The 26261-nt window shown below is 71.5% G+C and carries 22 protein-coding genes; 17 read left to right on the forward strand and 5 right to left on the reverse strand.

The genetic code is table 11. The features are described from left to right. The first annotated feature begins 58 nt into the window (after window positions 1–58). Entirely contained in the window at window positions 59–1774 is a 1716-nt protein-coding gene (locus tag AC07FN_RS28185) for a 2-isopropylmalate synthase (protein WP_478398330.1), read from the forward strand. A gap of 56 nt (window positions 1775–1830) precedes the next feature. Here AC07FN_RS28185 and AC07FN_RS28190 read toward each other — a convergent pair whose 3' ends face one another. After that, complete coding sequence (locus tag AC07FN_RS28190) at window positions 1831–2103, reverse strand: FAD-dependent oxidoreductase (protein WP_478398331.1); 273 nt, start codon at window positions 2101–2103, stop codon at window positions 1831–1833. 36 nt (window positions 2104–2139) lie between these two features. Beyond that, window positions 2140–3066 (reverse strand): zinc-binding dehydrogenase, encoded by a 927-nt coding sequence (locus tag AC07FN_RS28195; protein WP_478398332.1) that lies wholly within the window; start codon window positions 3064–3066, stop codon window positions 2140–2142. Between the two features lie 89 nt (window positions 3067–3155). Between AC07FN_RS28195 and AC07FN_RS28200 the strand changes: the two genes are divergently transcribed. Beyond that, the gene (locus tag AC07FN_RS28200) at window positions 3156–3800 is read left to right on the forward strand and encodes a TetR family transcriptional regulator (RefSeq protein ID WP_478398333.1); all 645 of its coding nucleotides are present in this window, start codon (window positions 3156–3158) and stop codon (window positions 3798–3800) included. Window positions 3801–3843: 43 nt separating this feature from the next. Here AC07FN_RS28200 and AC07FN_RS28205 read toward each other — a convergent pair whose 3' ends face one another. Next, window positions 3844–4698, reverse strand: a complete 855-nt coding sequence (locus AC07FN_RS28205) for a helix-turn-helix transcriptional regulator (RefSeq protein WP_478398334.1) — start codon at window positions 4696–4698, stop codon at window positions 3844–3846. 100 nt (window positions 4699–4798) lie between these two features. On the opposite strand from AC07FN_RS28205, the gene AC07FN_RS28210 reads away from it, so the two are divergent. The 4 genes from AC07FN_RS28210 to AC07FN_RS28225 all read left to right on the forward strand — a co-directional run bounded on the left by AC07FN_RS28210 (window position 4799) and on the right by AC07FN_RS28225 (window position 8342). Next, window positions 4799–5341, forward strand: a complete 543-nt coding sequence (locus AC07FN_RS28210) for a YceI family protein (protein ID WP_478398335.1) — start codon at window positions 4799–4801, stop codon at window positions 5339–5341. Window positions 5342–5820: 479 nt separating this feature from the next. Beyond that, on the forward strand, window positions 5821–6408 hold the full coding sequence (locus AC07FN_RS28215; RefSeq protein WP_478398336.1) for a M23 family metallopeptidase: 588 nt from the start codon (window positions 5821–5823) through the stop codon (window positions 6406–6408). A gap of 263 nt (window positions 6409–6671) precedes the next feature. Continuing rightward, window positions 6672–7484 carry an SLATT domain-containing protein gene (locus AC07FN_RS28220; protein WP_478398337.1) on the forward strand — a complete coding sequence of 271 codons (813 nt, stop codon included), beginning with the start codon at window positions 6672–6674 and terminating at the stop codon, window positions 7482–7484. 162 nt (window positions 7485–7646) lie between these two features. Then, window positions 7647–8342 (forward strand): hypothetical protein, encoded by a 696-nt coding sequence (locus tag AC07FN_RS28225; protein WP_478398338.1) that lies wholly within the window; start codon window positions 7647–7649, stop codon window positions 8340–8342. Between the two features lie 134 nt (window positions 8343–8476). Here the strand turns inward: AC07FN_RS28225 and AC07FN_RS28230 are convergent, their stop codons facing one another. After that, entirely contained in the window at window positions 8477–11092 is a 2616-nt protein-coding gene (locus AC07FN_RS28230) for a PEP/pyruvate-binding domain-containing protein (RefSeq protein WP_478398339.1), read from the reverse strand. 157 nt (window positions 11093–11249) lie between these two features. Between AC07FN_RS28230 and AC07FN_RS28235 the strand changes: the two genes are divergently transcribed. Then, window positions 11250–11501: a hypothetical protein gene (locus tag AC07FN_RS28235; protein ID WP_478398340.1), complete on the forward strand. Its 252-nt coding sequence runs from the start codon at window positions 11250–11252 to the stop codon at window positions 11499–11501. A gap of 173 nt (window positions 11502–11674) precedes the next feature. After that, the gene (locus AC07FN_RS28240; protein ID WP_478398341.1) at window positions 11675–13294 is read left to right on the forward strand and encodes an MDR family MFS transporter; all 1620 of its coding nucleotides are present in this window, start codon (window positions 11675–11677) and stop codon (window positions 13292–13294) included. A 272-nt stretch (window positions 13295–13566) separates the two neighbouring features. On the opposite strand, the gene AC07FN_RS28245 is transcribed toward AC07FN_RS28240, so the two are convergent. Further along, a complete protein-coding gene (locus AC07FN_RS28245; protein WP_010308085.1) occupies window positions 13567–14055 on the reverse strand; it encodes an inorganic diphosphatase in 489 nt (162 codons plus the stop codon). Between the two features lie 146 nt (window positions 14056–14201). Here AC07FN_RS28245 and dacB point away from each other — a divergent pair, with 146 nt between their 5' ends. From dacB to folK, 9 genes are all read left to right on the forward strand, one after another. Continuing rightward, complete coding sequence (dacB, locus tag AC07FN_RS28250) at window positions 14202–17948, forward strand: D-alanyl-D-alanine carboxypeptidase/D-alanyl-D-alanine endopeptidase (protein WP_478398342.1); 3747 nt, start codon at window positions 14202–14204, stop codon at window positions 17946–17948. A 212-nt stretch (window positions 17949–18160) separates the two neighbouring features. Continuing rightward, window positions 18161–19288: a zinc-dependent metalloprotease gene (locus tag AC07FN_RS28255; RefSeq protein ID WP_478398343.1), complete on the forward strand. Its 1128-nt coding sequence runs from the start codon at window positions 18161–18163 to the stop codon at window positions 19286–19288. 82 nt (window positions 19289–19370) lie between these two features. Next, a complete protein-coding gene (tilS, locus tag AC07FN_RS28260; protein ID WP_478398344.1) occupies window positions 19371–20360 on the forward strand; it encodes a tRNA lysidine(34) synthetase TilS in 990 nt (329 codons plus the stop codon). Between the two features lie 89 nt (window positions 20361–20449). Then, complete coding sequence (gene hpt / locus AC07FN_RS28265) at window positions 20450–21004, forward strand: hypoxanthine phosphoribosyltransferase (RefSeq protein WP_132484498.1); 555 nt, start codon at window positions 20450–20452, stop codon at window positions 21002–21004. A gap of 230 nt (window positions 21005–21234) precedes the next feature. Then, on the forward strand, window positions 21235–23601 hold the full coding sequence (gene ftsH / locus AC07FN_RS28270; RefSeq protein WP_478398345.1) for an ATP-dependent zinc metalloprotease FtsH: 2367 nt from the start codon (window positions 21235–21237) through the stop codon (window positions 23599–23601). 78 nt (window positions 23602–23679) lie between these two features. Further along, a complete protein-coding gene (gene folE, locus AC07FN_RS28275) occupies window positions 23680–24294 on the forward strand; it encodes a GTP cyclohydrolase I FolE (protein ID WP_452618838.1) in 615 nt (204 codons plus the stop codon). Continuing rightward, window positions 24294–25142 carry a dihydropteroate synthase gene (gene folP, locus AC07FN_RS28280; RefSeq protein WP_452618812.1) on the forward strand — a complete coding sequence of 283 codons (849 nt, stop codon included), beginning with the start codon at window positions 24294–24296 and terminating at the stop codon, window positions 25140–25142. Before folE ends, folP begins: the two co-directional genes overlap by 1 nt. Continuing rightward, complete coding sequence (folB, locus tag AC07FN_RS28285) at window positions 25135–25524, forward strand: dihydroneopterin aldolase (protein WP_478398346.1); 390 nt, start codon at window positions 25135–25137, stop codon at window positions 25522–25524. The genes folP and folB overlap by 8 nt, the downstream gene beginning before the upstream one ends. A gap of 127 nt (window positions 25525–25651) precedes the next feature. After that, entirely contained in the window at window positions 25652–26146 is a 495-nt protein-coding gene (folK, locus tag AC07FN_RS28290) for a 2-amino-4-hydroxy-6-hydroxymethyldihydropteridine diphosphokinase (protein ID WP_478398347.1), read from the forward strand. Window positions 26147–26261 lie beyond the last annotated feature (115 nt).

Here is a 26261-nt window from a genome sequence, read left to right on the forward strand (position 1 = left end):
CCCTGTCGCGGGGTGTTGTCGCGCGCTGGTGGAGACCGTTCGAACCCGGAAGGCAGACATGACCTCCCAACACATCCCCGCGCGCTGGAACCCGCAGCAGCCGTCGGGAATGCCGCACCACCGCTACCGGAGCGCGTTCGACCGCGTCGCCGTCGCCGAGATCGACCGGACCTGGCCGCGGAACCGCATCACGCAGGCGCCGCTGTGGGTTCCCGTCGACCTGCGCGACGGCAACCAGGCGCTGGCCGAACCGATGGACCCGGCGCGCAAGCGGCGCTTCTACGAGATGATGACTTCGATCGGGTACAAGGAGATCGAGGTCGGATACCCGTCCGCGTCGCGAACCGACTTCGACTTCGTCCGGCGGCTGGCGGAAGCGGATCTGGTGCCGGACGACGTCACCGTCGCGGTGTTCACCCCGGCTCGCCGGGATCTGATCGAGCGCACCTTCGAATCGATCGCCGGCCTGGACCGGGTCGTCGTCCACATGTACACCCCGACCGCGCCGCTGTGGCGGGACGCGGTGCTGCGCACCGGGCGGGGCGACCTGCGCGAGCTGATCCGGAAGGCCGGCGAGGACGTGCTCCGCTGCGGCGGGGACCGGCCGGGGATCCGGTACGAGTTCTCCCCGGAGGTCTTCAACCTGACCGAGCCGGACTTCGCGATCGAGGTCTGCAACATGATGATCGACCTGTGGGACGCGTGCGCGGACCGCCCGGTGATCATCAACCTGCCCGCGACGGTCGAGGTCGCGACGCCGAACGTGTACGCCGACCAGATCGAGCACCTGAGCGGCAACCTCGACCGGCGCGACGACGTGATCCTGTCGGTGCACCCGCACAACGACCGGGGCACCGGGGTCGCGTGCGCGGAGCTGGCGGTGCTCGCCGGTGCGCAGCGCGTCGAGGGCTGCCTGTTCGGCAACGGCGAGCGGACCGGGAACGTCGACCTGATCACGCTCGCGTTGAACCTGTACTCGCAGGGCGTCGACCCGATGATCGACCTGTCGGACATCGATTCGGTCCGGGACACCGTCGTGCACTGCAACCGGATAGGCGTCCACGAACGGCACCCGTACGTCGGCGAGTACGTCTACACCGCGTTCTCGGGGACGCACCAGGACGCGATCCGGAAGGGGTTCCAGCGGCACGCGCTGGGCGCGCGGGAGAGCGGAGTCCCGGAATCCCAGGAGCGCTGGGAGGTTCCGTACCTGCCGATCGATCCGCACGACGTCGGCCGGGACTACGAGGCGGTGATCCGGGTGAACAGCCAGTCCGGCAAGGGCGGCATCGCCTACCTCATGCAAACCGAGCACGGGCTGGACCTGCCGCGCGGGTTGCAGGCGGAATTCGCGCAGGTGGTGCAGCGGCACACCGACGACACCGGCACCGAGGCGGACGCGGCGACGTTGTGGAAGCTGTTCTCCGCGACCTACCTGGAGAACCCGGATCGGTCGATCGCGCTGACGGGCTGGTCGGTGGGCCACGGGCCGTCGGGTGATCGGCTGACCGCGACGCTGGAGATCGGCGGCGAGACCACAACGCACGAGGTGACCGCGGAAGGTGCCGTGTCCGCACTGGTGCAGATGTTGGCGGAGCACGACCGGACGGTGGACATCGTGAGCCTCGTCCAGCAGTCGATCGAGCCGGGGCGTGCGGCGCGCGCCGCGACGTACCTGGAGCACCGCACGGCCGAGGGCACCGCGTGGGCGGTCGGGATCGACGTCTCGGTCGTCGCGTCGAGCCTGCGGGCCGTGATGGCCGCCGCGGGCTGAGCCCCTTTGCGTCGTGAGCACTTTGGATCGCTCTGGCGCTCCAAAGTGCTCACGAGTCACGGGTCACAGGCTGGCGTAGATGTCCCGGTACAGCCGAAGTGCTCGGGCTTCGAGGTCCGTCGGGTCCTGACCGGCGAAGCGGTCCGGGCGGAGGCTGTCCAGGCCGGGGAAGCTCGACGGCTTGTCGCAAGCAGGCCCACGAAACCGGGCGCATGCCCGGTCGAACCCCGCAGCCGGCCGGACGGGCCCTGGTCGAGCACCGTCACCGACACCTCCTCGGGCAGCTGCGCCGCGATCGATGCCCCGACGATGCCCGCCCCGATGACCACGATCTACCTTGCCATGGCGACGAACCTACGTGGTCCTCAAGAGATTTCGAGGACCGCCTTGCCGTGCAGCTTCCGGCCGAGCAGCGCCTCGATCGCCTCCGGGGCGCGGTCCCAGGCGCCGCGCCAGGACACCTGCGGGTCCAGGTCGCCGGTCGCGATGCGCTCGGCCAGCCAGGTCAGGTCCGGTGCCAGGTCGGTGCAGCGGAGCAGGAAGAACGTGGCGATCGTGCGGTCGTGCCGTTCCGGAGCGCCGAAGAGCGCGCCGAACGGGAAGTTCTCGCCCTCGCCGGTGGTGTGCCCGACCGCCACCAGCGTGCCGCCTTCGGCGAGCCGGTCGTGGGCGGCCACCAACTGCTCGCCGCCGACCAGGTCGACCACACCGTCCACTGTGGCCGATTCGGCCGGGTTGGACACCACCTCGTGCGCGCCGAGCGCGCGCAACCCCTCGCCGTGCGCGGCCGGATTCCCGGTGGACGCGGTGACGTGCGCGCCGCCCATCCGCGCCAGCTGCACGGCATATCGCCCGGTCCCGCCGGTGGCGCCGGTGACCAGCACCCGCTTGCCGAGGATCGGCCCGATCCGGTGCAGCGCGCGCAGTGCGCTCGCGCCGGCCACCGGAACGGTGCTGATCGCGCCGAGGTCGGCGCCCTGCGGGACGGTGCCGATCAGGTGGGTGTCGACGGCTCGGAGTTCGGCCCACGCGCCGTCCGGGGCCAGGGTGACGACCGGCGTGCCTTCCGCCGGGCCGGAGCCGTCGGCCGCCGCGCGCTCGACGACTCCCGCCGCGTCCCAGCCGAGGACGCTGCCGTCCGGGGATTCCTCCAGGATGTGCCGCACTTCGCCGTAGTTCAGGGAGGTCGCCGTGACCCGCACCAGCGCCTGGTTCGGCGCGGGAACGGGATCCGGGGCCCGGCCGAGGCGGAGGCCGCCGGGTGCCGAGCGGTCGACGAGCAGTGCGCGCATGGTTCCTCGCATGAATGTGATCCAGTAACTTATGTAACTGAGTACCATAAGTTTCCGGGTCACACTAGGGCTCGGGTAATCTGTCCGCGATGAGCGCCCCGTCCCGCCCCGTCTCGCTGCGCGAGCGCAAGAAGCTGCGCACCCGGCAGGCGATGATCGACACCGCCCTGGCGAAGTTCACCGAGCAGGGCTTCGACGCCACGACGGTCGACGAGCTGTGCGAGGCGGTCGAGGTCTCCAAGACCACGTTCTTCCGCTATTTCGGCTGCAAGGAAGACGTGGCGCTGGCACCGACCGAAGACCTCTGGACCGAGTTCCTGGCCGACCTCGAAACCCGCGAGCCGGACGACCGCCCGCTGCTGGAGGTCGCGCAGGACGTGTTGCTCGCGGCGCTGCAGCGGATGCCCGCCGAAGGCTGGGCGGAGCGGGTGCTGCTCAGCAGGCGGCTGGCCGCCGCGACGCCGTCGATGGACGCGCACGGCCTGCAGTTCTGCGGCCGGACCACCCGTGCCGCGATGGAGACCCTGCACCGCCGCTTCGGGCTGCCCGATCAGGCCGACGTGCGCGCCCGCCTGGTGATGGACCTGCTGATCGCCGCGTTCCACCGCGCGATGGAGATGTGGCTGGCGCGGGAGGATTCGCACACCCGCGACGACCTGGTCGAATGCGCCCGGCGCGCCTTCGCCGCGATCCCGGGCGTCCTCACGCTGTCGCCGGGCGAGTGGCGCTCGTGAGCGTTGAGTCCGGTAAGAACCGGAGCCTTCGCTCACGAGGGGGTCAGCCGGAGACCGCCCGGAGGGCGCCGGGCTGGCGGCCGTCGAGGCGGTCGAGCGCCGCGGAGGTCGCTTCGTCGGCCGGCAGGTAGATGATCATCCGCTGGTCGACGTCCGGCAGTTCCACGATCTCGAAGCCCAGCAGCAGCTCGCCGACCTCGGGATGCATCCAGCGCTCCGCGCCGGTGCGTTGGAGCACGGCGGCGGGCGTCTCGAACCGGCTGGTGAAGGACGCCCCGGCGGCATCGGTCAGCTCAGCGGCGAGGTCCGCGGAGTGCGGGTCGTCGACGCGGAACCCGTGCTTCAGGAAGTTGGCGAGGCCGTCGGCGATGCGCGCCCACTCGGGATGCGCGGCGCGGGCGCGGTCGTCGGTGAACACGTAGCGCAGCAGGTTCGGCGCATCGGCGTCCAGGACGCCGAGCGGCCCCGCCAGCCGCCGGTAGCCGCCGGTGCACGCGAGCACGTCGCAGACCCGGTTGACCACCAGTGCCGGGCCGGGTTCGAGCCGGTCGAGGATCGCCTGCACGCTCGGGCGCACGGCCTGGCCGGGCGGCTCGGCCACCCGCGGGCACAGCGCGGTCGGCTTGTTGTGGCCGAGGATCAGCCACAGCTGCTCGCGATCCTCGGTGGACAGCCGCAGGGCGTCGACGATGGCGCCCAGCACCTCGGGGGACGGGTGGCGGTCCCGGCCCTGCTCCAGCCTGGTGAGGTACTCGACGCTGATCCCGGCGATCGTGGCCAGTTCGGCGCGCCGCAGCCCGGGCGTCCGCCGGCGGGGCCCGGTGGGCAGGCCCACCTCGGCCGGGGTGATGGCCTCCCGGCGGGCGCGCAGGAAGGCTCCGAACTCGTTGTCGCGCACGATCGGAACCTACCTGCCCGCGTCGCGCCCGTGGTGGCCCTGCCAGGGACAGTCTCAGCGCGGTCTCCCTCCGCGGCGGCGAGCCGGGCAGGTTCGAGCCATGACGACTGAAACGACCGCACTGCCCCTCAAGACCGGCCGCTGGGCGCTGGACCCGCTGCACTCCTCGGTCGGCTTCGCGATCCGCCACCTCGGGGTTTCGAAGGTGCGGGGCCGCTTCGCCGAGATCGACGCCGAGCTGGTGGTCGGCGGGACGCTCGACGGCAGCGCGATCAACGCCACCGTGGCCGTCGCGTCCATCGACACCGGCAACGCCGACCGCGACGCGCACGTCCTCGCCCCCGACCTGCTCGACGTCGAGAAGCGCCCGACGCTGGCGTTCCGCTCCACCCGGCTGAGCGGCGAAGGCGAGGACTGGACTCTCGAAGGGGAGCTGACCATCGGCGAGGTGACCAGGCCGATCGCCTTCGACGTCGAGTTCGGCGGCGTTCAGGACCTCCCCGACGGCAGCCGGCACGCCGGGTTCGAGGCCAACGGCGAGATCCGCCGCCGCGACTACGGCATCAACTTCGGCCCCGGCGAGGCGCTGCTCGGCGACGTGGTGAAGATCCAGCTCGACGTCCAGTTCGTCGAGCCCGAGTGACCGGGCGCGAGCCTCCCGGGCGGCCCAGGAGGCTCGCGGTCGCGCACCCGGCGGCCGGGGCCGCTACCCGCACCGCCGCGCGGGCCCATTTCTAACTCGATCGTGTGACTGCCGGTCGGGTGGTGTGCCGACCGGGGAGGTGACCGGGCGGAATGGACGCACCCGGCACCCTCCGTGGTCGGGTGAAGGGGCTTCGGGTCCGGGCCGCACGCCGTTCACCGAGACTTGCGACCACTGTGGACGCTCAGTGTCGATGGCGATTCCTTGTGGTGGATTCGCCGACACCTGCGCGCGGGACACCGCGAATTGCCCGGCATTCATGCCATTGAGCCAGTTCCGAAATGCATTGCCAGCGCAGTTCGGCTCCAATCTTGCCCGGAACCGCTTGCCTGCCGGATTCGAATGACCGGCGATCAGGTGCGGAATTCGGCCCGGCCGCCGCGTGAATACCGCGGTGGCGGGAGGAGTGGAAAAGCGCAATGGCAATGCGAGAGAAGACCGCGGCCGCCGTGTTGACCGGCCTGCTCCTCGGCGGCGCTTTTTGCACCGCAGGAGCCCTTGCTGCCCCGGTTGTGCACGATGCCCACTGGCAGCCCCCGAAGTCCAGGCCCGACCTGGCCGTGCACTTCGCCGCGCGCTCACCCGCCAAGCCCGCGTCGGCGGACGAGTCGGACGATGCATGGGTGTCGCCGGCGGACGGCGAGATCAGCAGCGGCTTCGGCGGCCGCTGGGGCACCATGCACAACGGCGTGGACATCGCCAACGACATCGGCACGCCGATCCGCGCCGCCGCCCGGGGCACCGTCATCGATTCCGGCCCGGCCTCCGGATACGGCATGTGGATCAGAATTGCGCACCGCGGCGACGTCGTTTCGATTTACGGCCACATCGACGAGGATTTCGTCGAGGTCGGGGAAGAGGTGCGCGCCGGGGAGCAGATCGCGACCATGGGCGATCGGGGCGAATCCACCGGACCGCACCTGCACTTCCAGATCGAGGTTGCCGGGCAGCCGGTGGATCCGGAGCAGTTCTACCGCGACGTCGACGCCGAGCTGACGGACCGGTAGCGCACCCCCAAGTCGACCGGAGCGTCCCGGCCGCTGTCAGAGTGGCAGGCCCCGGAAACCGCGCCCACGGCGTCGGGCGCGGCAGTACTCGCTGTTATCACTGCGCATTATCGATCGTGCAGCGTCGCGCGAACTCAGCGACGATCACTCGGCACATCCGGCAGTGAACCGATCGGCCGAATGGATCATCACCCTCCTGGCCGATTGTCGTGGTGCTCCGGGAGCTACTTCGATCGCACTAACGCGCTGGAAGGATCGATGTGATGGAGCGAGTGGATGCGGCCGGGATCGTCGGCGGTGGAGTGCTCGCCGGGGGCGGCCGGCCGGCGGACTGGGAACGCCGGATCGCCGAACGGTCCGAGGAGCACTACCGGGCGCGGCTGGTGCAGCGGCTGCTGCTGGTCTGGGCGGTGCCGGGCAATCTGTTGCTGATCGGCGCGGCCGTGGCCGCGCTGTGGTTATGGACGTCCGCACTGCCGGCCGCGATCGTGTTCGCGCTGGCGCTGGCCTCGCTGGCGGTGTCGGCGAAATTCCTCTACCAGCAGCACTTTAAGGTTCGCGCGGTGGAATCAGAACTGCGCGCGCTGGAGTACGCGCACCGCGAGCACCTGCTGGACGAACTGGGGCCTGGGGATCTGCTGGGGGCGCACAAGCGCTACCGGGCGCAGCTGCCGGAGCTCATCGAGCGCTACCGGAGCGAGGCCCGGCGGGACCGCTGGAAGGACAACGTCCTGCAGACGTTGATCATCGGCGGCTCGATCGTCGCCGCGACCGCGACGGCGGCATCGGTGTCCGCCGTGGACTTCCGGTGGGCTGCGGTGGCGTTGTGCCTGCTGGTGGCGGTGGCGGCGGCGTTCGCCGGGCATGCCAAGTACCGCGACCGGTCGGCCGCGTGCCAGCAGGCCGGCGACGCGCTGGAGCGCGAGTACGAGTCGGTGGAGCTGCGGGTGGGCCGGTACCGGCGGTTCGACAGCGAGAGCGAGGCCTACGCGGAGTTCGCCGACGCGGTCGAGTCGCTGCGGGCCGAGCGGGCGCGCCGATTGCCGTCGGCATCGACGGAGGGGATCGGCCAGTAATCACTTCCGTCTCATGTACACGAAAGTGGCGTTATTTCGCAGGAAACGATCACTGGTTGTCCACATTTTCCACCTATGTGATCGCTGAATGGTGGTGGGTGATCCTTCCGTAATCTCCGGCCCGGCGCACAGGAATCGGCCTGTGCAGAGAGGAGCATTGCGATGAAGCGCACCCTTACCGCAGCGGCCGCTGTGTTGGTCAGCGGCGCCGGCGCGGTCGGCTTCGCAGCTACCGCGAACGCGGCCGAGACCCCGCAGCTGCCCGCGGAGCTGCCCACGGACAACAACCTCGCGCAGACGGCGTACCACTTCGGGGGCACGCTGCACTCCGCGCAGCAGGCCGTGGGCGACGTCGTCCCGGTCGAGGAGCACCTCGCCGGCCGCAGCGGCGGCGACCCGCTCGGCAGCACCCCGGCCGGCGCCCTGCTCGGCGGCGTGACCGGCGGCAAGAGCCTCGACCCGAGCAGCGCGCTCGGCGCGACGCCGGTCGGCGACGTCGTCCCGGCCGTGCAGGCTTCGCCCGTGGCCCGCACCGGCGGCCCGACCAACGACCTGCTGCCGGTCGGCGCGGACTCGGCGCTGCCGGGCGGGCCGCAGACCACGCCCGCGCAGCAGGACGTCGACATGGTCGGCGAGGCGGTCCACGGCGTGGCGTCCAGCACCCCGCTCGCCGGCAGCCAGCTGCCGCTGTCCCGCAGCGGCGACGCGCTCGGCGGCATCGCCGGCCCGCAGGGCCCGTTGGGCAGCCTGACCGGCAACCTCCCAGTCGGCAAGACCGACCCGGCGACGGCGCTGGACAAGGTCAACGACGTGGTCAGCCACGGCCCGCTCGGCGGCGTCAACCAGCTCGGCGCCTGACCGCGCCCGCCACGCCGGAAGTCGACAACCGAAGAACGCGATCGACTGCACCGCTGCACCGGCGGACGCTTCCGCCGACGGCGCCCCCGATGACGACTCGATGGCCCCCGCCGAACCGGCGAGGGCCATCGTCGTCAGGCGAGCTCGACGGTTCCGGCCGAGCCGTGCACGGTGATCCGCTGGCCGTCGGCGATGCGGGTGGTGGCGTCGGGAACGCCCACCACCGCGGGGATTCCGTACTCCCGGGCCACCGTCGCGCCGTGCGAGTTCGGCCCGCCCATCTCCATCACCAGGCCGCCCGCGGTCAGGAACAGCGGCGTCCAGCCGGGATCGGTGGACGGCGCGACCAGGATCTCGCCGGGCGCGAGCTGCGCGCGGACCGGATCGTGCACCACGCGCGCCGTCCCGGTCACGGTGCCCGCCGAAGCCGAAGTCCCGGCCAACTGGCCGTCGACCGTCGCCACCGGCAGCGCCGCCTCGGGCTCGGTGCCATCCGAGAGCAGCACGCGCGGCGGGTTCCGGCGCCGCAGCTCCCGCTCGTGCGTTTCGCGGCGCCGGGCCACCAGATCCCGGTGGTCGGCGCCGGAGATGGCCGCGTCGATCTCCTCGTATTCCAGGAAGAACACGTCGTCCGCGCGTTCCAGGCGGCCGTTCGAGGCGAGTTCCTCGCCCACGGCCTGCAGGTGACGGCGGGCGTTCGCGATCGCCAGCACGATGCAGTACTTCGGCAGTTCGCGGAGCCCGGCGAGCTGCCGCACCCGGTCCACCACGAACCCGGCGACCCGTGCGCGCAGCGGATTCCGGCGCCGCAGCCGGGACACGATCTCGGCGGCCGTCCGCTCCGCCTCGGCCACGCCGCGCCGGTACTGCTCGTCGGCGTCGTGCCCGCTCTCGCCCGTCCGCACGTAGTTCGCGACGAGCCCGAGCACGTGCGTCGGGTCCTCGGACCAGCGCGGCACGCCGGCGTCGATCTCCGCCACCGTCCGGTGCCCGTTGCGCGCCAGGAAGTCATCGAGTCCAGTTTGGACGTCGGTGGGCAGCGCCCGGTCGCGGTAGTGCGCGGCGAGCTCGTCGGGGGAGGATTCGCCGAACAGCCGGGCTGTTCCGGGGTCCCGGCGGGCGAGCTGCGCGATGCCCCACAGCTCCAGGTCCATCTCGGTGGTGACGTTGTGCGGGATGCCGCGCAGCACGATCTGAACTTCCTCGGCGGTGGCGGCCCGGCCGACCAGCTTCGGTAGCAGCCGGCTGAGGAGTAGGACGGGCAGCATCCGCGGCGGGATCTGTGCGATGCGCGGGACCGCGACCTCCGCGATGCCCCGCCGCGCCGCGGCCAGCCGCTCGCGCGCGGACGACGGCTCATCGGCGGCCAGGGCCGCCCGGATCTCCGGCACCATGCCGAAGAGCTGCTCGCGGGCGCGCGCGGGATCGCGCAGCGTGCGTGCGAGTTGGATGGGCGCCTTGGTGTGCAACAGGATTCCGCCGATCCGGCGCAGCAGCGGCCACGGGATCTTCGGGTCCAGGGGAAGTCGCGGATCGTCGAGCAGCGACTCGAAGACCTTGCCGGCGCGGGCTTCGGCCACCGCGAACACCCGGGGACCGATGGCGCGGCCGATCCTGCTGCGGGTCATGCCGGTGATGTCGGCGAACAGCCAGCCGTCGGCCTGCCGCCACGGCTTCGGGCGGTGGCCCTCGGCGGGGATGCCGATGTTGCGCATCAGGTTGGCGAGCATCAGCGCCAGCGTCGCCGCGCCCAGCGGCGTGATCGGCCGGTAGACGCCCTGCACGACGTTGATCGACAGGTAGACGTGCAGGCCGCCGAGCGGCTCGGCGGGCAGCGGGAACAGCGTGGTGACCGGCCGCGACTGGGTCAGCCAGACGGTGTCGTCGCCGTCGATGGCCCACTCGATGTCCTGCGGCGCGCCGTAGTGCCGCGCCACCTCCGCGCCCAGCGCGGCGAGCGCCGCGGCCTGGTCGTCCGTGATCGACGGCAGATCGGCCTGCTGCGCAACGGATTCCGTGCCGCCGCCGGTTTTCGGCCGGATGCTGGCGGGCTTGTCGCCGAGCCGCTTCGCGGTGACCCGGCCGGACTCCACCACGAAGTGGTCCGGGGTGACCGAGCCCGATACCACCGATTCGCCGAGCCCGGTGTTCGCGTCGATCACGGCCTCGGACCGCCGCCCGGTGACAGGGTTCGCGGTGAACAGCACGCCGGCCGCGGTCGCGTCGACCATGCGCTGCACGACGACGGCCAGCCGCACCGTGCGGTGGTCGATGCCGTTGGCGGCGCGGTAGGCCACCGCCCGGTCCGTCCAGAGCGAACTCCAGCAGCGTCGCACCGCGTCCAGCAGCTCGGCCTCCCCGACGACGTTCAAGTAGGTGTCCTGCTGGCCGGCGAAGCTGGCGTGCGGCAGGTCCTCGGCGGTCGCGGAGGAGCGCACCGCCACCGGCGCGTCCGGGCCGAGTTCCGCGTAGGCGGCGGTGATCTCGGCGGCCAGCCCGGCCGGGAGCTCGGCGCCGGCCAGGCGGGAGCGGATCTCGGCGGCCGAGCCGGGCAGCCGGTCCAGCAGGTCCTCGGCCGGTTCCCGGCAGACCTCGTCGTAGGCGTGCGTGCTGATGCAGAAGCCGGGTGGCACCCGGAAGCCGGCCGCCGACAGCTCGCCCAGGTTCGCGGCCTTGCCGCCGACGAGCTCGCCGTCGCCGGCGCCGATCTCGCCGAGGTCGAGCAGGGTTCGGGTCTCCAGGGTGCTCATCGCATACCTCCCTCGCCGTTGGGAGCAAGGTAGCTCGCCGATGGCCAAGAAATCAACATGCGTTGAATTTTCCGCTAGGCCATTCGGGGGGTATCGACGGCCGTCGCATCACGAGCCGGGCCGAGTGCCATTTCTCCTCCCGAGGAAGGGAGCGGGGATGCATTGGTGGATGGCGGTAGCGACGATGTCCGGCCTGGTGGTGCTCGCCCCGGCGATCTGCAGGCAGCTGCGCCGGCGGCGCGCGGTGGCGCGGGCGCGGACCGAGCTCGCCTGGTTCTACCAACCGCGTTCGCCGCGCGAGCGGTTCACGCCGGGCAGCGGCAAGCACGCCGCGACGGCTCCGGTCGTCGTGCTCCGCCGGGCCGACGGCACGACGCTGGGAATGGCCAGGCCGTCGCGACGGCGCTGACGTGGCCCAGGGCACAGGAAACGAAGTTGCTTCGCATTTGATCCGAGGTCATGCTTGACCGCGCCAACTAGTTGAGTGCTGCAAGCAAATTTCTGGGGATGTTCGTGCCGCAGCGCTCCTGCCGGCCTCGCACGCCGGTCCATCCCGAGGAGCAACCCCTGAAAGGGAAAGCCATGTCGGAAACGGCTGTGCCCCCGGCGCAGGCCCCGGCACTCGCACTGACCCACCGCCAGATCCTGACCGTGCTCACCGGCCTGATGCTGGGCATGGGCCTGGGTGCGCTCGACCAGACCATCGTCGGCTCGGCGATCCGGGTCATCGCCGACCAGTTGCACGGGCAGACCGCGCAGGCCTGGGTGACCACGGCCTACCTGATCACGGCCACGATCACCACGCCGCTGTACGGCAAGCTTTCCGACATCTACGGCCGCAAGCCCCTCTACCTGGCCGCGATCTCGCTGTTCCTGGCCGGCTCACTGCTGTGCGGGATGGCGAACTCGATCTACGAGCTCGCCGCGTTCCGCGCCATCCAGGGCCTCGGCGGCGGCGGGCTGATGTCGCTGGCGCTGACGATCATCGCCGACATGGTCCCCGCCCGGCAGCGCAGCCGCTACCAGGGCTACTTCATGGCGGTGTTCGGCACCGCCAGCGTGATCGGCCCGGTGATCGGCGGCCTGTTCGCCGGCCTGGACAGCTTCCTCGGCATCGACGGCTGGCGCTGGGTGTTCCTGGTGAACCTGCCGGTCGGGCTGGCGGCGCTGGCCGTCGTCGCCAAGGTGCTCAACGTGGCCACCGAGCGGGTCCGGCACCGCATCGACTACCTGGGCGCGGTGGCGCTGGTCGTGCTGCTGGTGCCGCTGCTGACCGTCGCCGAGCAGGGCCGTGAGTGGGGTTGGCTGTCGTCGACCTCGCTGACCATGTACGGCATCGGCGCGGTCGGGCTTCTGTTGTTCGTGTTCGCCGAGAACCGGGCGGGCGCCGAGGCCCTGCTGCCGCTGCGGATGTTCCGGCGGCCGTCGTTCCGGATGGGCAACCTGCTGAACTTCCTGGTCGGCATCGGCATGTTCGGCGGGCTGAGCTCCGTGCCGCTGTACCTGCAGATCGTCAAGGGCCTGAACCCGACCGAGGCCGGGATGATGCTGCTGCCGATGACCGCCGGGATCATGGTGTCGACCGGCGTCGTCGGCAAGCTGATCTCCAAGACCGGCCGGCTGAAGGTGTTCCCGATCGTCGGCGCCGCGTTCATGGCCACCGCGCTGTTCCTGTTCAGCCTGATCGGCGTGGACACCTCGCTGGTCCAGGTGGGACTGACGGCGGTGATCATGGGCGGCGGACTGGGCATGCTGATGCAGACCCTGACGCTCGTCGTGCAGACCGGCGCCACCTCGCGCGACATGGGCGTGGCGACCGCGTCGGTGAACCTGTTCCGGCAGACCGGCGGCACCGTCGGCGCGGCGGCGTTCCTGTCGGTGCTGTTCAGCACGGTCGGCGGGCGGATCGCGGACTCGACGCGCGCGGCGTTCGCCACGCCGGAGTTCACCGCCGCGCTGCGCGACCCGGAGGTGCTGGCGAACCCGGTGAACCGGACGTTCGTCGAGGCGCTGCAGTCGGGTGGCGCGGCCGGGATCGACATCAACGACACGTCGTTCCTGTACGGCCTGGACCCGCGCCTGGCGCGGCCGGTCCTGGAGGGCTTCGCCAGCTCGATGGACACGGTGTTCTTCGTCGGCGGCTGCGTGGTGCTGGTGGCCTTCGCGCTCACCTGGTTCCTGCGCGACATCCGCCTGGACTGACCGGCGCCGCAATTTCAATGGAAATCGGACCGTCGATTTCCATTGAAATTGCACAAGTTATCCACAGGACGGCGACTTATCCACAGAAAACCCTGTTATCCACAAGCCTGTGGATAAGTTTGCCGAGCCGCTGGTCGGGGCCCGTGAGTGCGGTGGGGTGCTATAGCGCCCCTGCCGTGCACGGGCGATCACCTGCGGAAACGTTCGCCCCGAAAATGCGAAGGGCCCTCACCGCATCCAGCGCGGTGGGGGCCCTCCTGCGGGGCGGTGGTTCAGTGCCCCTGTTCCTTGGCCCGCTCGTACGAGCGCTTGATCTCCGCTTCGGCCTCGGTGCGGCCGACCCACGTCGCGCCCTCCACGCTCTTGCCCGGCTCCAGGTCCTTGTACACCTCGAAGAAGTGCTGGATCTCCAGCCTGTAGAACTCGGCGAGGTGGTGGATGTCGCGCAGGTGCTCCTGCCGCGGGTCATCCGAGGGCACGCAGATGACCTTGTCGTCGCCGCCCTTCTCGTCGCGCATCCGGAACATGCCGATGGCGCGGGACTTGATCAGGCAGCCGGGGAACGTGGGCTCCTGCACCAGGACCAGCGCGTCCAACGGGTCGCCGTCCTCGCCCAGGGTGTCCTCGACGAACCCGTAGTCCGCCGGGTACTGGGTGGCGGTGAACAGCGTCCGGTCGAGACGGATGCGTCCGGTCTCGTGGTCCACCTCGTACTTGTTCCGGTTCCCCTTGGGGATCTCGATCGTGACGTCGAAGTCCACGCGGTTCCTCACTCGTCTTGCGTCGGATGCGGCCGCCCGCTCGCGCGCGCGACCACGTCTAGTGTGGACCACGGTGGCTCACCGAGCCCCACCGCAGTGTGGGAGCTCGCAATCTGGCAGGCTGACGATCCGTCGAGGAGGAGCACGTGCCCGAACCCCAGAACACCGGGGGTGAGGTGGCCGAAACCGACGTCCGCGCGTCAACACCGGATAGCGAGAGCCCGACCCGAACCGCTGCGTCGTCCCAGGACGGCACGCCGCCGGACCGGCCCGCCGACGACGCGGAGCCGTCGAAGAGCACCCCGCCCCGGAACGACCCGAACCCGGCGACCGAGGCTGTGACCTCGTCGGACGCCGCGGATTCCGAGCATTCCGGCGAATCCGCCGGTGATGAGATCAACGACACATCGGCCGAGCAGCCGGCGACCGCGTCGAAGCGGGTCGCGGGCAGCCTCGAAGAGCCTGACGAGGACGACGCCGGGGCGGAGACCGCGCGGCTGTCGACCGTCGCCGACGAGCAGCCTTCGGAAGAGCCGGGGACCGCGCGGCTGAAGACCGCCGCCGGGAGCGAGGAACAGCCTCCTCAGGAGGCGGAGACGGCGCGGTTGAAGACCGTCGATCGCGAAGAGCCGGACAGCGACTCGCAGGCCGAGGTTTCGGACGACGACGAGGCCGCCGTGCAGCAGAGCGCGCGGCTGAAGACGGCCGCCGCTGATGCGTCTTCGCAGGCCGTCGAGGATGGCGCGGTCCAGGAGACCATGCCGATCACCGCCGAGGCCGGCGGGGCGGCGAAAGAGGCTGCGAGCTCGACGAAGCGCGTCGCCGGGAGCCTCGGCGAAGAACCCGCGTCGGATGCGGCAGCGCAGGCCGACGACGAGGGGGAAGCGCAGACCGACGACGAGGCCGAAGCCGACGAGGATCCGGCCTCCGAGCCCGAGCCCGAGCCCGTTCCGGCGGCCGAGGAAGGTGCGGCCGGCGCGGAATCCGGTGCTGTCGAGTCCGGCGACGAAGCCGAACCGGTCTTCCCCAGCGCCGACGCCGAAGCAGAAGCCGACTCCGCACCGGACGTACCTGCGGCTGAAGCCGAACCCGCCGCCGAATCGGAGAAGTCGGCGGGCGATGAACCCGCTGCCGAAGCCGACGAGGCGACGGATGCGGGCGAGGCAGCCGAATCCGGCACCGAATCCGCTGGTGAGGCCGAAGCCGGGACCGACGCCGAGACCGAGGCCGAATCCGGCGAGGCCGAAGCCGAACCCGCTGCGGAAGCCGAGAGCGGGACGACCGGTACCGAAGCCGCGGCAGAGGCCGAGGGCGAGACGACCGGTACCGGAGCCGCTGCGGAATCGGAAGCCGAGACCGGGACGACCGGTGCCGAAGAGGAGTCGGCAACCGCTGCTGAATCCGGTTCGCCGGCCGAATCCGGTGCTCCGGTCAAGGGAGAAGCGGAAGCCGAGCCGAGCGACTCCGAGCCCGATGCGGAATCTGCGGACACCGAGGCCCCTGCCGCGACGACTGCGGACTCCGCCCCGGAGCAGGCCGACGCCAAGACCGAGCCGTCCTCGGCGACCGAGTCCGAAGAGGCTGCTCCGGACACCGAGTCAGCAGACGCCACCGAAGCCGCCGCTGGCACGGCAACCGATGCGGCCGAAGCCGGAGCGGACGACGCGGAGACCACGGCGACCGCCGGGGCCGAAGCGGATACCGGAACCGCGACGACGCCCGAGGCGGAGACCGGTGCCGCCGCCGAGCCGGAACCCGAGCGCGCGGACGGCGCCGAAGAAAAAGCTCGGGTCGTCGAGCCGCCGGTCGCGCCGGTCGAGCAGACCCAGCAGTTCTCGCCGATCACCGACGCGACACCGCCGCCGAGCGGCACCCCGGCGGCACCGCCGCCCAGCGGTGTCGCGCAGACGCAGCAGATCAGCCGGGTCGAGGCCGCCGGTCTCGCCGGGCAGCCGCAGATCCACGAGACGCAGCAGATCCCGCGGATCGACGCGCCCAAGCAGTCCGCGCCCATCGATTCGACGCAGCAGATCGCGAGGATCCCGGCCGAGACCGAGTCCGAGAAGACCACCCGGATCGATCTCAAGGACCTCGAAGCGCTGCGCGCCGCCGACCCGGGGCCCGCGACGCAGCAGTTCAAGGCCGTGCCGCCGGTCGCTCCCGCGGAGCAGACACAGCAGTTCGCCCGGCCCGACTTCGACGGCCCGCCGCCGCGCGCCGCGTCGGCGGCGGACTTCGCGGGCCTGACCGCGCCGCACGCCAAGCCCTCCGGCCGGCCGCTCCCGCCGCCCGGGCCGACCGCGTCGCCCGATGACTTCGCGGGTCTGGCCCCGCCCCGGGCGCAGCCGCAGCGCATCGAGCCGCAGGCCGCAACGCCTGCGGGCTTCGCCGGTCTCGCCGCGCCGCAACCGGCAGCCCCCGAGGACTTCGCGGGCCTGACCGGCTCGCGGGCGCAGCCGCAGCGGATCCCGCCGCCCGCGCCGCCGGTGCGGGCGGAGCCGCCGAAGGCCGAGCCGCCGCGGCGGCGCAAGACGCTGATCGCGGTCGCCGTGGCCGTCGTCGTGCTGCTCGGGGCGGGCATCGCGTTCGGCCCGCAGCTGGTCGACGCCCTGATGAAGACGCAGATCGCGGAGCCGCCCGCACCGGTGCGGCTCGACCCGTCGATCAAGCCGCTCGACCGGAACGCGCCGCAGCCGCAGCAGTCCGGCATCCGCTCGGCGCTGGCGGGCCCGCTCTCCAACACCCAGGCCCTGGGCACGCTCGGCGGCGTCGTGCTCGACGCCCAGACCGGCTCGGTGCTGTGGCAGCAGAACCAGGGCCAGGCGCTCATGCCCGCGTCCACCGGCAAGCTGCTGACCACCAGCGCGGCGCTGCTCGCGCTCGACCACCAGCACCGCTTCACCACCAAGGTCGTTCGCGGCAGCACGCCGGGCAGCGTGGTGCTGGTCGGCGGCGGCGACCCGACGCTGTCGAAGCTCCCGGCGGGCGAGGAGTCGGTGTACGACGGCGCGCCGCGGCTCGACGACCTGGCGGCGCAGGTCATGGCCGCGACCGGCGGGAACGTGTCGTCCGTGCAGGTCGACACCAGCCGGTACACCGGCCCGGAGGTCGCCCAGGGCTGGCTGCCGCAGGACGTGGCGGCCGGGTTCTACTCGCCGATGCAGTCGGCGATGCTCGACGGCGGCCGGGCCGACCCGGCGCGGGACACCAGCCCGCGCTCGCAGACCCCGGCGATGGAGACCGCGCAGGAGCTGGCGACCCGGCTGGGCCTCGGGCTGGCGTACGTGTCGGAGGGCACGGCGCCGCCGAACGCGCAGGTGCTCGGGCAGGTGCAGTCGGCGACCGTGCAGGACATGGTCGAGACCACGCTGCAGCGCTCGGACAACATGCTCGCCGAGGCGCTGACCCGCGAGGTCGCCATCGCCACCGGGAACGAGCCGTCGTTCGCGGGCGGCACCAAGGCGGTGTTCGACGTGCTCCGGCAGAACGGCTTCGACGTGGGCGGATCGACGATGGCCGACGGCAGCGGGCTGTCTCTGGAAGACCGGGTCACGCCGAAACTGCTCGCCGAGCTCTTGGCGTCGGCGACCGCCCCGGCGAGTCCGGAGGGCGGGCTGCCGCCGCAGGCCGCGAAGCTGCGGGCGCTGCTGCCCGGCCTGCCGATCGCGGGCGGCAGCGGCAGCCTGGCCAGCCGCTACCAGGACGGTGTGGGACAGGGCTGGGTGCGGGCGAAGACCGGCACCCTGGACGGCGCGAACAGCCTGGCCGGAACGGTGGTGACGAAGGACGGCCGCCTGCTGGTGTTCGCGCTGGTCTCCAACGGAACGAGTTCGGCGGCGGCCCGGCCGGCCCTGGACGAGCTGGCCGGAGCCCTGAGCACCTGCGGCTGCTAGCGAGGCCGGTCAGGAGTTCCCGATTTCTGGCAAAATCGGGAACTTTCCCGCTTGGGAACGGGTGTCCGGGCTCAGGTGAAACCGGGCTTGGCGGTACCGGAGTTCCGCATCGCGGAGCCTCGGAGGCGGCGCCGGGGACGGCCTGGAGTGGGGGCGGTGGGCGGTCGAATGTGAGGTACCTGCCGGGGTGACGAGCGGGTACGGTCGGTCTTGTGAACGCCCGACCTTCCACCCTGCCCACGCCGCAGGACCGGGGCGCCGCCGGGGAGCATCGGGCGCTTGACTGGAACGTCGCCGTCGCCACCGCGGTCCGGTTGATGAAGCCGGGACCCGAGGTGCCGCGGTCCGAGGCCGAACAGGCGGTGCGCTCGCTGCGGCGGTTCAGCGGCGAAGCCGAATCGCACGTCCGCGAGCAGACCGGCCTCGGCCTGGACCTGCCGATCGCCGAGGGCGACGTCGTCGACCGGCCGGGCTGGGTGCGCGGCGCGGCGGACGGCCTCGCCGAGCTCACCGACGCCGCACTGTCCACAGCGGACTCGCAGGTGCTGCGGGGCAACGACCTCCTCGGCGGCATCAGCGCGCGCAGCGCGGGGGTGCAGGCCGGAGTCGTGCTCGCCTACCTCGGCGGCAAGGTGCTCGGCCAGTTCGACCCGTACGGCGAATCCGGCGTGGCCGGGCAGCGCGGCCGGTTGCTGCTGGTGGCGCCGAACATCGTCGCGGCGCAAAAGTCGCTGGGCGTGCCGGGCGACGACTTCCGGATGTGGGTGTGCCTGCACGAGTCGACGCACCGGCTGCAGTTCAACGCGGTGCCGTGGCTGCGAGAGCACTTCGCGGAGAGCCTGGGCACGCTGCTGGCCGAGATGGAGGGCACCACCGGCGAGCTGCTGGGCCGGCTGCCCGGAGTGCTGCGGGAGGCCCGTTCGGCGCGCTCCAGCAGCGGTGACTCCAGCCCGGGCATGCTCGGGGTGATCGAGCTGCTGCAGACGCCGAGCCAGCGGGCCGCGCTGGACCGGATCATCGCGATCTCCACGCTGCTGGAGGGCCACGCCGACCACGTGATGGACGCGGTGGGGCCGCGGGTGGTGCCGAGCGTGGCGACGATCCGCCAGCGCTTCACCGAGCGGCGCAAGGGCGGCGGCCTGCTGGACCGCGTGCTGCGCAGCCTGCTCGGGGTGGACGCGAAGATCCGCCAGTACGCGCAGGGCGCGGCGTTCACCCGGCACGTCGTGGACGCGATCGGGATGGCCGACTTCAACGCGATCTGGACGTCCCCGGACACCCTGCCGACCCGCGCCGAGATCGTCGACCCGGAGGCCTGGATCCGCCGCGTCCACGGCTGACCCCGCCGCCGACCCCCGTGAGCGCGGACGCCGGTTCTCACCGGCACGACCGCTCACGAGCGCGGAACGGGAGAATGACGCCGTGCCGCCGCCCGATCCCGCCGTCAGCGCCGTCCGCTCCGCCGTCCGGCGCCTCCTCGGCTCCGCCGAGGCGGCCCCGTTCCGGGGCGCTCCGCTGGCGGTCGCGTGCTCCGGCGGCGCGGATTCGCTGGCGCTCGCCGCTGCCGCGTCGCACGCCGCTCGCCGCGAGGGCGTCGCGGTGCATGGCTTGGTGGTGGATCACGGGCTCCAGGCCGGCTCCGCCGGCGTCGCCGCCCGGGCCGCCGATCAGCTCCGCGAGCTGGGGTGTTCCGCCCGGGTGATCGCGGTGGAGGTCGGCCGCGGTGGTGGTGTGGAGGCCGCTGCCCGGCGCGCGCGCTACGCGGCGCTGCGCGCGGAGCGTCCGCCCGGTTCGCTCGTACTGCTCGGGCACACCCTCGACGATCAGGCCGAAACCGTGCTGCTCGGGCTCGGGCGGGGTTCGGGATCCCGGTCGATCGCCGGGATGCGGCCACTGGATCCGCCGTGGGCGCGCCCGTTCCTGGGCGTTCGCCGGGCGACGACGGAGGCCGCTTGTGCGGCGCTCGGGCTGGTTCCGTGGCACGACCCGCACAACTCGGATGCGCGTTTCACACGTGTGCGGTTGCGCACAGAAGTCCTTCCGCTGCTGGAAGATGTGTTGCAGGGCGGGGTGCGCGAGGCGCTCGCGCGCACCGCGCGGCAGCTGCGCGAGGACGCCGACGCGTTGGACGAGTTGGCCGCCGGGGTGCGCGGGCGCGTCGAGTCGGGTGGGACGCTGGATGCCTTGGCGTTGCGGGAAGTTCCGGGTTCGCTGCGGCGCCGGGTGTTGCGCGCGTGGCTCCTGGCGCGCGGGGTTCCCGAGATCACCGACGAGCACCTGCGCGCCGCGGACGCGTTGGTGGCGGATTGGCGGGGTCAGGGCGGACCGGCCTTGCCGGGTGACTTTGTGCTGCGCCGGGCGCATGGCACGCTTCTGGTGGAAGCGGCGGGCCGCAAGCCGCCGGATGGTTGACGGGATGCCGAGGCGTTCGGCTCGGGCGGTGGGATACCGGCGCCGGAGGATCGGTGTTCGCGTCGATTCGATAGAGGGGAAGCCGGGCCGTGTACGACGGCGACATTGCTTCTGTGCTCATCTCCGAGCAGCAGATCAACGACAAGGTCACCGAGCTCGCCAAGCAGGTGGACGACGACTACCAGCACGTCGGTGGTGATCTGCTGCTGGTCGGCGTGCTCAAGGGCGCGGTGATGTTCATGACCGACTTCGCGCGAGCGCTGCCCCAGCCCGCTCAGCTGGAGTTCATGGCGGTCAGCTCGTACGGCTCGTCCACCTCGTCGTCCGGCGTGGTGCGCATCCTCAAGGACCTCGACCGGGACATCGCCGGTCGGCACGTGCTGATCGTCGAGGACATCATCGACTCCGGGCTGACGCTGTCCTGGCTGCTGAAGAACCTGAGCTCGCGCAACCCGGCGTCGCTGGAGGTCTGCACCCTGCTGCGCAAGCCCGATGCGGTGCAGGTGGACGTCCCGGTGAAGTACGTCGGCTTCGACATCCCGAACGAGTTCGTGGTCGGGTACGGGCTGGACTACGCCGAGCGGTACCGTGATCTGCCTTACATCGGCACGCTGGATCCGAAGGTCTACACGTCCGGGGTGTGAGCCTGGGGAGTGGCCGGGCAGGCGTGTCCGGTTCGGCCCTCCCGCCCCATTGCGGTCGGGTGGCCGAGTACGCTGGGCATCCTGCGTCGAGCTCGACATGGTCGTGTCCTCGCAACGGCCGGTACGCTGGTCTGAAGGGGTTGACGGCGATGGCGAATTGTGTCTGTCGACAGCCGTTTGCCCGAAGTGACAGTCAGGGAGGGTCGAGGCCGCCCGCCGGCCGCAAGTGAATGGACCGAAAGCGCCTGCTCCGCAACCCGCTGCTGTGGATCCTGACAGCGTTTCTGCTGATCTGGGCCTTCAGCGTGCTCTTCGACGAGACTCGCTCCTACCGCGAAGTCTCCACCTCGCAGGCCCTGGAGCAGATCGCCCAGGGCAAGGTCAAGGAAGCGACCATCGAGGACAAGGAGCAGCGGGTCCGGCTGACCCTTAACGACGGCCAGAACTTCCAGGGCAGCAACCAGCTGATCGCGCAGTACCCGGCCGGTGCCACCGACACGATGGTCACCGAGATCCGCAACGCGCACGTGCCGGTCTGGAACACCAAGGTCACCCAGGACTCGCTCTGGGTGCAGATGCTGTTCTACCTGGTTCCGATCGGCCTGCTCGTGCTGCTGCTGATGTGGATGATGAACAACGTCCAGGGCGGGGGGAACCGCGTCCTGAACTTCGGCAAGTCCAAGGCCAAGCAGCTCACCAAGGACATGCCCAAGACGATGTTCAACGACGTCGCGGGTGCCGACGAAGCCGTCGAGGAACTGCACGAGATCAAGGACTTCCTGCAGAACCCCGGCCGCTACCAGGCCCTCGGCGCCAAGATCCCGAAGGGCGTCCTGCTCTACGGCCCGCCCGGCACCGGTAAGACGCTGCTCGCGCGAGCCGTCGCCGGTGAGGCCGGCGTGCCGTTCTACTCGATCTCCGGTTCCGACTTCGTCGAGATGTTCGTCGGTGTCGGTGCCTCCCGCGTCCGCGACCTGTTCGAGCAGGCCAAGCAGAACGCGCCGTGCATCATCTTCGTCGACGAGATCGACGCGGTCGGCCGCCAGCGCGGCGCCGGCCTCGGCGGTGGGCACGACGAGCGCGAGCAGACCCTCAACCAGCTGCTGGTCGAGATGGACGGCTTCGACTCGCGCGGCGGCATCATCCTGATCGCCGCGACCAACCGGCCGGACATCCTGGACCCGGCGCTGCTGCGCCCGGGCCGGTTCGATCGGCAGATCCCGGTGTCCGCGCCGGACATGCGCGGCCGCCGCGCGATCCTGAACGTGCACTCCAAGGGCAAGCCGCTGGCGCAGGACGCCGATCTGGACAGCCTCGCCAAGCGCACCGTCGGGTTCTCCGGCGCGGACCTGGAGAACGTGGTCAACGAGGCCGCGCTGCTCACCGCCCGCGAGAACGGCCAGCTGATCACCGCCGCCGCGCTGGAAGAGGCGGTGGACCGCGTGATCGGCGGCCCGCGCCGGAAGAGCAAGATCATCTCGGAGCGCGACAAGAAGATCACCGCCTACCACGAGGGCGGGCACGCGCTGGCCGCCTGGGCGATGCCCGACCTGGAGCCGGTGTACAAGCTGACGATCCTGCCGCGCGGTCGCACCGGCGGGCACGCCCTAGTCGTCCCCGAGGACGACAAGGACATGATGACCCGCTCGGAGATGATCGCCCGCCTGGTGTTCGCGCTCGGCGGCCGCTCCGCCGAGGAGCTCGTCTTCCACGAGCCGACCACCGGCGCGTCCAGCGACATCGAGCAGGCGACCAAGATCGCCCGCGCGATGGTCACCGAGTACGGCATGACGGCCCGGCTGGGCGCGGTCAAGTACGGCAAGGAAGAGGGCGACCCCTTCCTCGGCCGCACCGCCGGTCAGCAGCCGAACTACTCGCTGGAGGTCGCGCACGAGATCGACGAGGAGGTGCGCCGGCTGATCGAGGCCGCGCACACCGAGGCGTGGGAGATCCTGAACACCTACCGCGACGTCCTCGACGACCTGGTGCTGGAGCTGATCGACAAGGAGACGCTGGTCCGCAAGGACCTGGAGCGGATCTTCGCCCGGGTGGAGAAGCGGCCCCGCATCACGGCGTTCAACGACTTCGGTGGCCGGACGCCGTCGGACAAGCCGCCGATCAAGACGCGGGGCGAGCTGGCCAAGGAGCGCGGCGAGCCGTGGCCCCCGGTCAAGGAGGAGCCGGAGCCGGCTCCGGCGCCCTCGCCGGCCGGTCAGAACGGCGCCCCGCCGCACCACGAGCAGCCGACCCCGGCCGGTGCCGGTGCCGGTGCCGGTGCGCACCAGGGCACGGTGCAGTTCCAGAACCCGAACCAGGGCCAGCCGCAGCAGCAGGGTCAGCACGGGCAGGTGCCGCAGGCGGTGCCGCCGAACTACGGCGCGCCGCCCGGGTGGACCCCGGCGACCACGCCGTCCGGTTCGAGCTACCCGGGTGGTGGCGGCCAGTACAACTGGACGCCGTCCTGGGAGCGCGGGCAGCAGACCCCGGCCGAGCAGGCGCCGCAGCCGGGCGAGCCGAAGGCGGACGACCAGCGGTCCAACCCCGAGCCGAGCCAGGACCAGGCTCAGGACAACGGCAGCGGCAACACCAACCGCTGAACACTCCGGTGCACTCGGCGCCTCCGGGCGCCTCAGCCGGTGGAGGAAAGACAATTGACCAGCACGGTCGACGAGCCGATCGGGGCGGAAGGCAACTTCCGTCCCGACGGCTCTTTCCACATTCCCCAGTTCGACCACGCCCGCGCTGAAGCGGCCGTCCGGGAGCTGCTGATCGCGGCAGGCGAAGACCCGGACCGGGAGGGCCTGCGGGACACCCCGGCCCGCGTCGCCCGCGCCTATCGCGAGCTGTTCGCGGGCCTGTACACGAATCCCGACGAGGTCCTGGACCGGACCTTCGACGAGGCGCACGAGGAACTGGTCCTCGTCCGCGACATCCCGGTCTACTCGCAGTGCGAGCACCACCTGTTGCCGTTCCACGGCAACGCGCACGTCGGTTACATCCCGAACGAGCAGGGCCGGGTCACCGGGCTGTCCAAGCTGGCCAGGCTGGTCGACCTCTACGCCAAGCGCCCGCAGGTGCAGGAGCGGCTCACCTCGCAGGTCGCGGACGCCCTGGTGCGCCGGCTGGACCCGCGCGGGGTGATCGTGGTGATCGACGCCGAGCACCTGTGCATGGGCATGCGCGGCGTTCGCAAGGCGGGCTCGACGACCACCACGTCCGCCGTGCGCGGCATCTTCCGCAGCTCGGCGTCCTCGCGTTCCGAGGCGCTGTCGCTGATCAGGGGACGCTGATGCATTCGCTGCTGCCCCATCCGCAGCGCTGCGCGGTGATGGGCGTGCTCAACGTGACGCCGGATTCGTTCTCCGATGGCGGGCGCTACCTGGACCGCGCGGCGGCCGTCGCGCACGGCGTCGAGATGCACCGGCTGGGCGCGGACATCATCGACGTCGGCGGCGAGTCGACGCGGCCGGGTTCGCAGCGGGTCGACGCCGCCACCGAGATCGAGCGCGTGCTGCCGGTGGTGCGGGAGCTGGTCGCGGCCGGGGTTCCGGTGAGCGTGGACACGACCCGCGCCAAGGTCGCGGCGGTGACGGCGGAGGCCGGCGCGGCGGTGATCAACGACGTGTCGGGCGGGCTGGCCGACCCGGAAATGGCGCACGTCGCCGCGGACACCGGGCTCCCGTGGGTGCTGATGCACTGGCGCGGCCACAGCAAGGACATGAACAGCCTCGCGGTCTACGAGGACGTCGTCGCGGAGGTGCGCGCCGAGCTGCTGCGGCAGGTCGACGTGGCGTTGGCCGCAGGCGTGGCCGAGGGCGCGATCGTGCTGGACCCGGGGCTCGGGTTCGCCAAGACCGGCGCGCACGACTGGCAGTTGTTGCAGCGGCTCGACGTCTTCGTCGGCCTGGGCTTCCCGGTGCTGGTCGGGGCCTCGCGCAAGCGGTTCCTCGGCCGGCTGCTCGCCGATGCGGACGGCAAGCCGCGACCGCCCGCGGGGCGGGAGACGGCGACTGCCGTGGTGTCGGCGCTGGCGGCGGATCGCGGCGCCTGGGGCGTGCGGGTGCACGACGTCTTGCAGTCGTTGGACGCGGTCGCGGTGACCGCGGCGTGGCGCAGCGGAGGGGAACTCGGTGGCTGACCGGATCACGTTGACGGGTCTGAAGGTTCGCGGCAACCACGGCGTCTTCGACCACGAGAAGCGCGACGGCCAGGACTTCTTCGTCGACATCACGGTGTGGATCGACCTGGGCGAGGCCGCCGCCAGCGACGACCTGCAGAAGACGCTGCACTACGGCGAGCTGGCCGAGCGGGCGGCGGCGATCGTCGCCGGGCCGTCGCGGGACCTGATCGAGAGCGTGGCGGGCGAGATCGCGGAGGACGTCATGACCGACGAGCGGGTGCACGCCGCCGAGGTCACGATCCACAAGCCGAGCGCGCCGATCCCGCTGACCTTCGGAGACGTGGCGGTGACGATCCGCCGCTCCCGACGAGGCGGTCGCGGCAGCGTCGTCCCGGCTTGAGACGCCCAATTTCAGGCAAGACCGGGAGTCCCCATCGCCGGGATGCCGCGCGGTTGCGGTCGGAAGTTCCCAATTTCAGGCAAAACCGGACGTCCCCCTCGGGGCCGTGCGAGCTCGGGAGGGTGCGATGAGCAGGGCGGTGCTTTCGCTGGGGTCCAACCTCGGCGACCGGTTGGCGTACCTCCGGCTCGCCGTCGACGGCCTGTCCGACGTGCTGGTCGCGGCGTCCCCGGTGTACGAGACGGCGCCGTGGGGCGTCACCGACCAGCCGGACTTCCTCAACGCGGTGCTCATCGTGGAGTCCCCCGAGCTCGACGAATGGGGCTGGCTGCGCCGGGGCCAGGCGCTGGAGCAGGAGGCGGAGCGCCGCCGCGAACAGCGGTGGGGCCCGCGGACCCTGGACGTCGATGTGGTCACAGTGGACGGTGTCCGCAGCGACGACCCGGAGCTGCTGCTGCCGCACCCCGGCACGCCGAGCCGGGCCACCGTGCTGATCCCGTGGCTGGCGATCGACCCGGGCGCCGAGCTGCCCGGGCACGGCCGCGTCGCCGATCTGCTGGATGCCTTGCCCGCCAACGAGATCGCCGACGTCCACCTCCGCGCCGATCTGGAACTCCACTGAGGACGATCGGCTGGTTCCGCCAGGTGGCTGCAGATGGCGATCTCGCGCGAAATCGCCATCTGCCAGGCGTGGCGAACGCGAGTCCCGAATGGGCTCTGACGCAACGGAAAGCGCT

It is taken from the genome of Saccharopolyspora sp. NPDC045941, assembly GCF_056431445.1.

Bases quoted from the DNA above. Each gene is read 5' to 3' on its own strand.
- AC07FN_RS28235 (WP_478398340.1), top strand. From the start codon at position 11,250: ATGCATTGGTGGATGGCGGTAGCGACGATGTCCGGCCTGGTGGTGCTC.
- AC07FN_RS28240 (WP_478398341.1), top strand. From the start codon at position 11,675: ATGTCGGAAACGGCTGTGCCCCCGGCGCAGGCCCCGGCACTCGCACTG.
- AC07FN_RS28200 (WP_478398333.1), top strand. From the start codon at position 3,156: ATGAGCGCCCCGTCCCGCCCCGTCTCGCTGCGCGAGCGCAAGAAGCTG.
- AC07FN_RS28195 (WP_478398332.1), bottom strand. From the start codon at position 3,066: ATGCGCGCACTGCTCGTCGACCGCTCGGCACCCGGCGGCCTCCGCCTC.
- ftsH (WP_478398345.1), top strand. From the start codon at position 21,235: ATGGACCGAAAGCGCCTGCTCCGCAACCCGCTGCTGTGGATCCTGACA.
- AC07FN_RS28210 (WP_478398335.1), top strand. From the start codon at position 4,799: ATGACGACTGAAACGACCGCACTGCCCCTCAAGACCGGCCGCTGGGCG.
- AC07FN_RS28230 (WP_478398339.1), bottom strand. From the start codon at position 11,092: ATGAGCACCCTGGAGACCCGAACCCTGCTCGACCTCGGCGAGATCGGC.
- folP (WP_452618812.1), top strand. From the start codon at position 24,294: ATGCATTCGCTGCTGCCCCATCCGCAGCGCTGCGCGGTGATGGGCGTG.
- AC07FN_RS28215 (WP_478398336.1), top strand. From the start codon at position 5,821: ATGGCAATGCGAGAGAAGACCGCGGCCGCCGTGTTGACCGGCCTGCTC.
- folK (WP_478398347.1), top strand. From the start codon at position 25,652: ATGAGCAGGGCGGTGCTTTCGCTGGGGTCCAACCTCGGCGACCGGTTG.
- AC07FN_RS28225 (WP_478398338.1), top strand. From the start codon at position 7,647: ATGAAGCGCACCCTTACCGCAGCGGCCGCTGTGTTGGTCAGCGGCGCC.
- AC07FN_RS28220 (WP_478398337.1), top strand. From the start codon at position 6,672: ATGGAGCGAGTGGATGCGGCCGGGATCGTCGGCGGTGGAGTGCTCGCC.
- AC07FN_RS28185 (WP_478398330.1), top strand. From the start codon at position 59: ATGACCTCCCAACACATCCCCGCGCGCTGGAACCCGCAGCAGCCGTCG.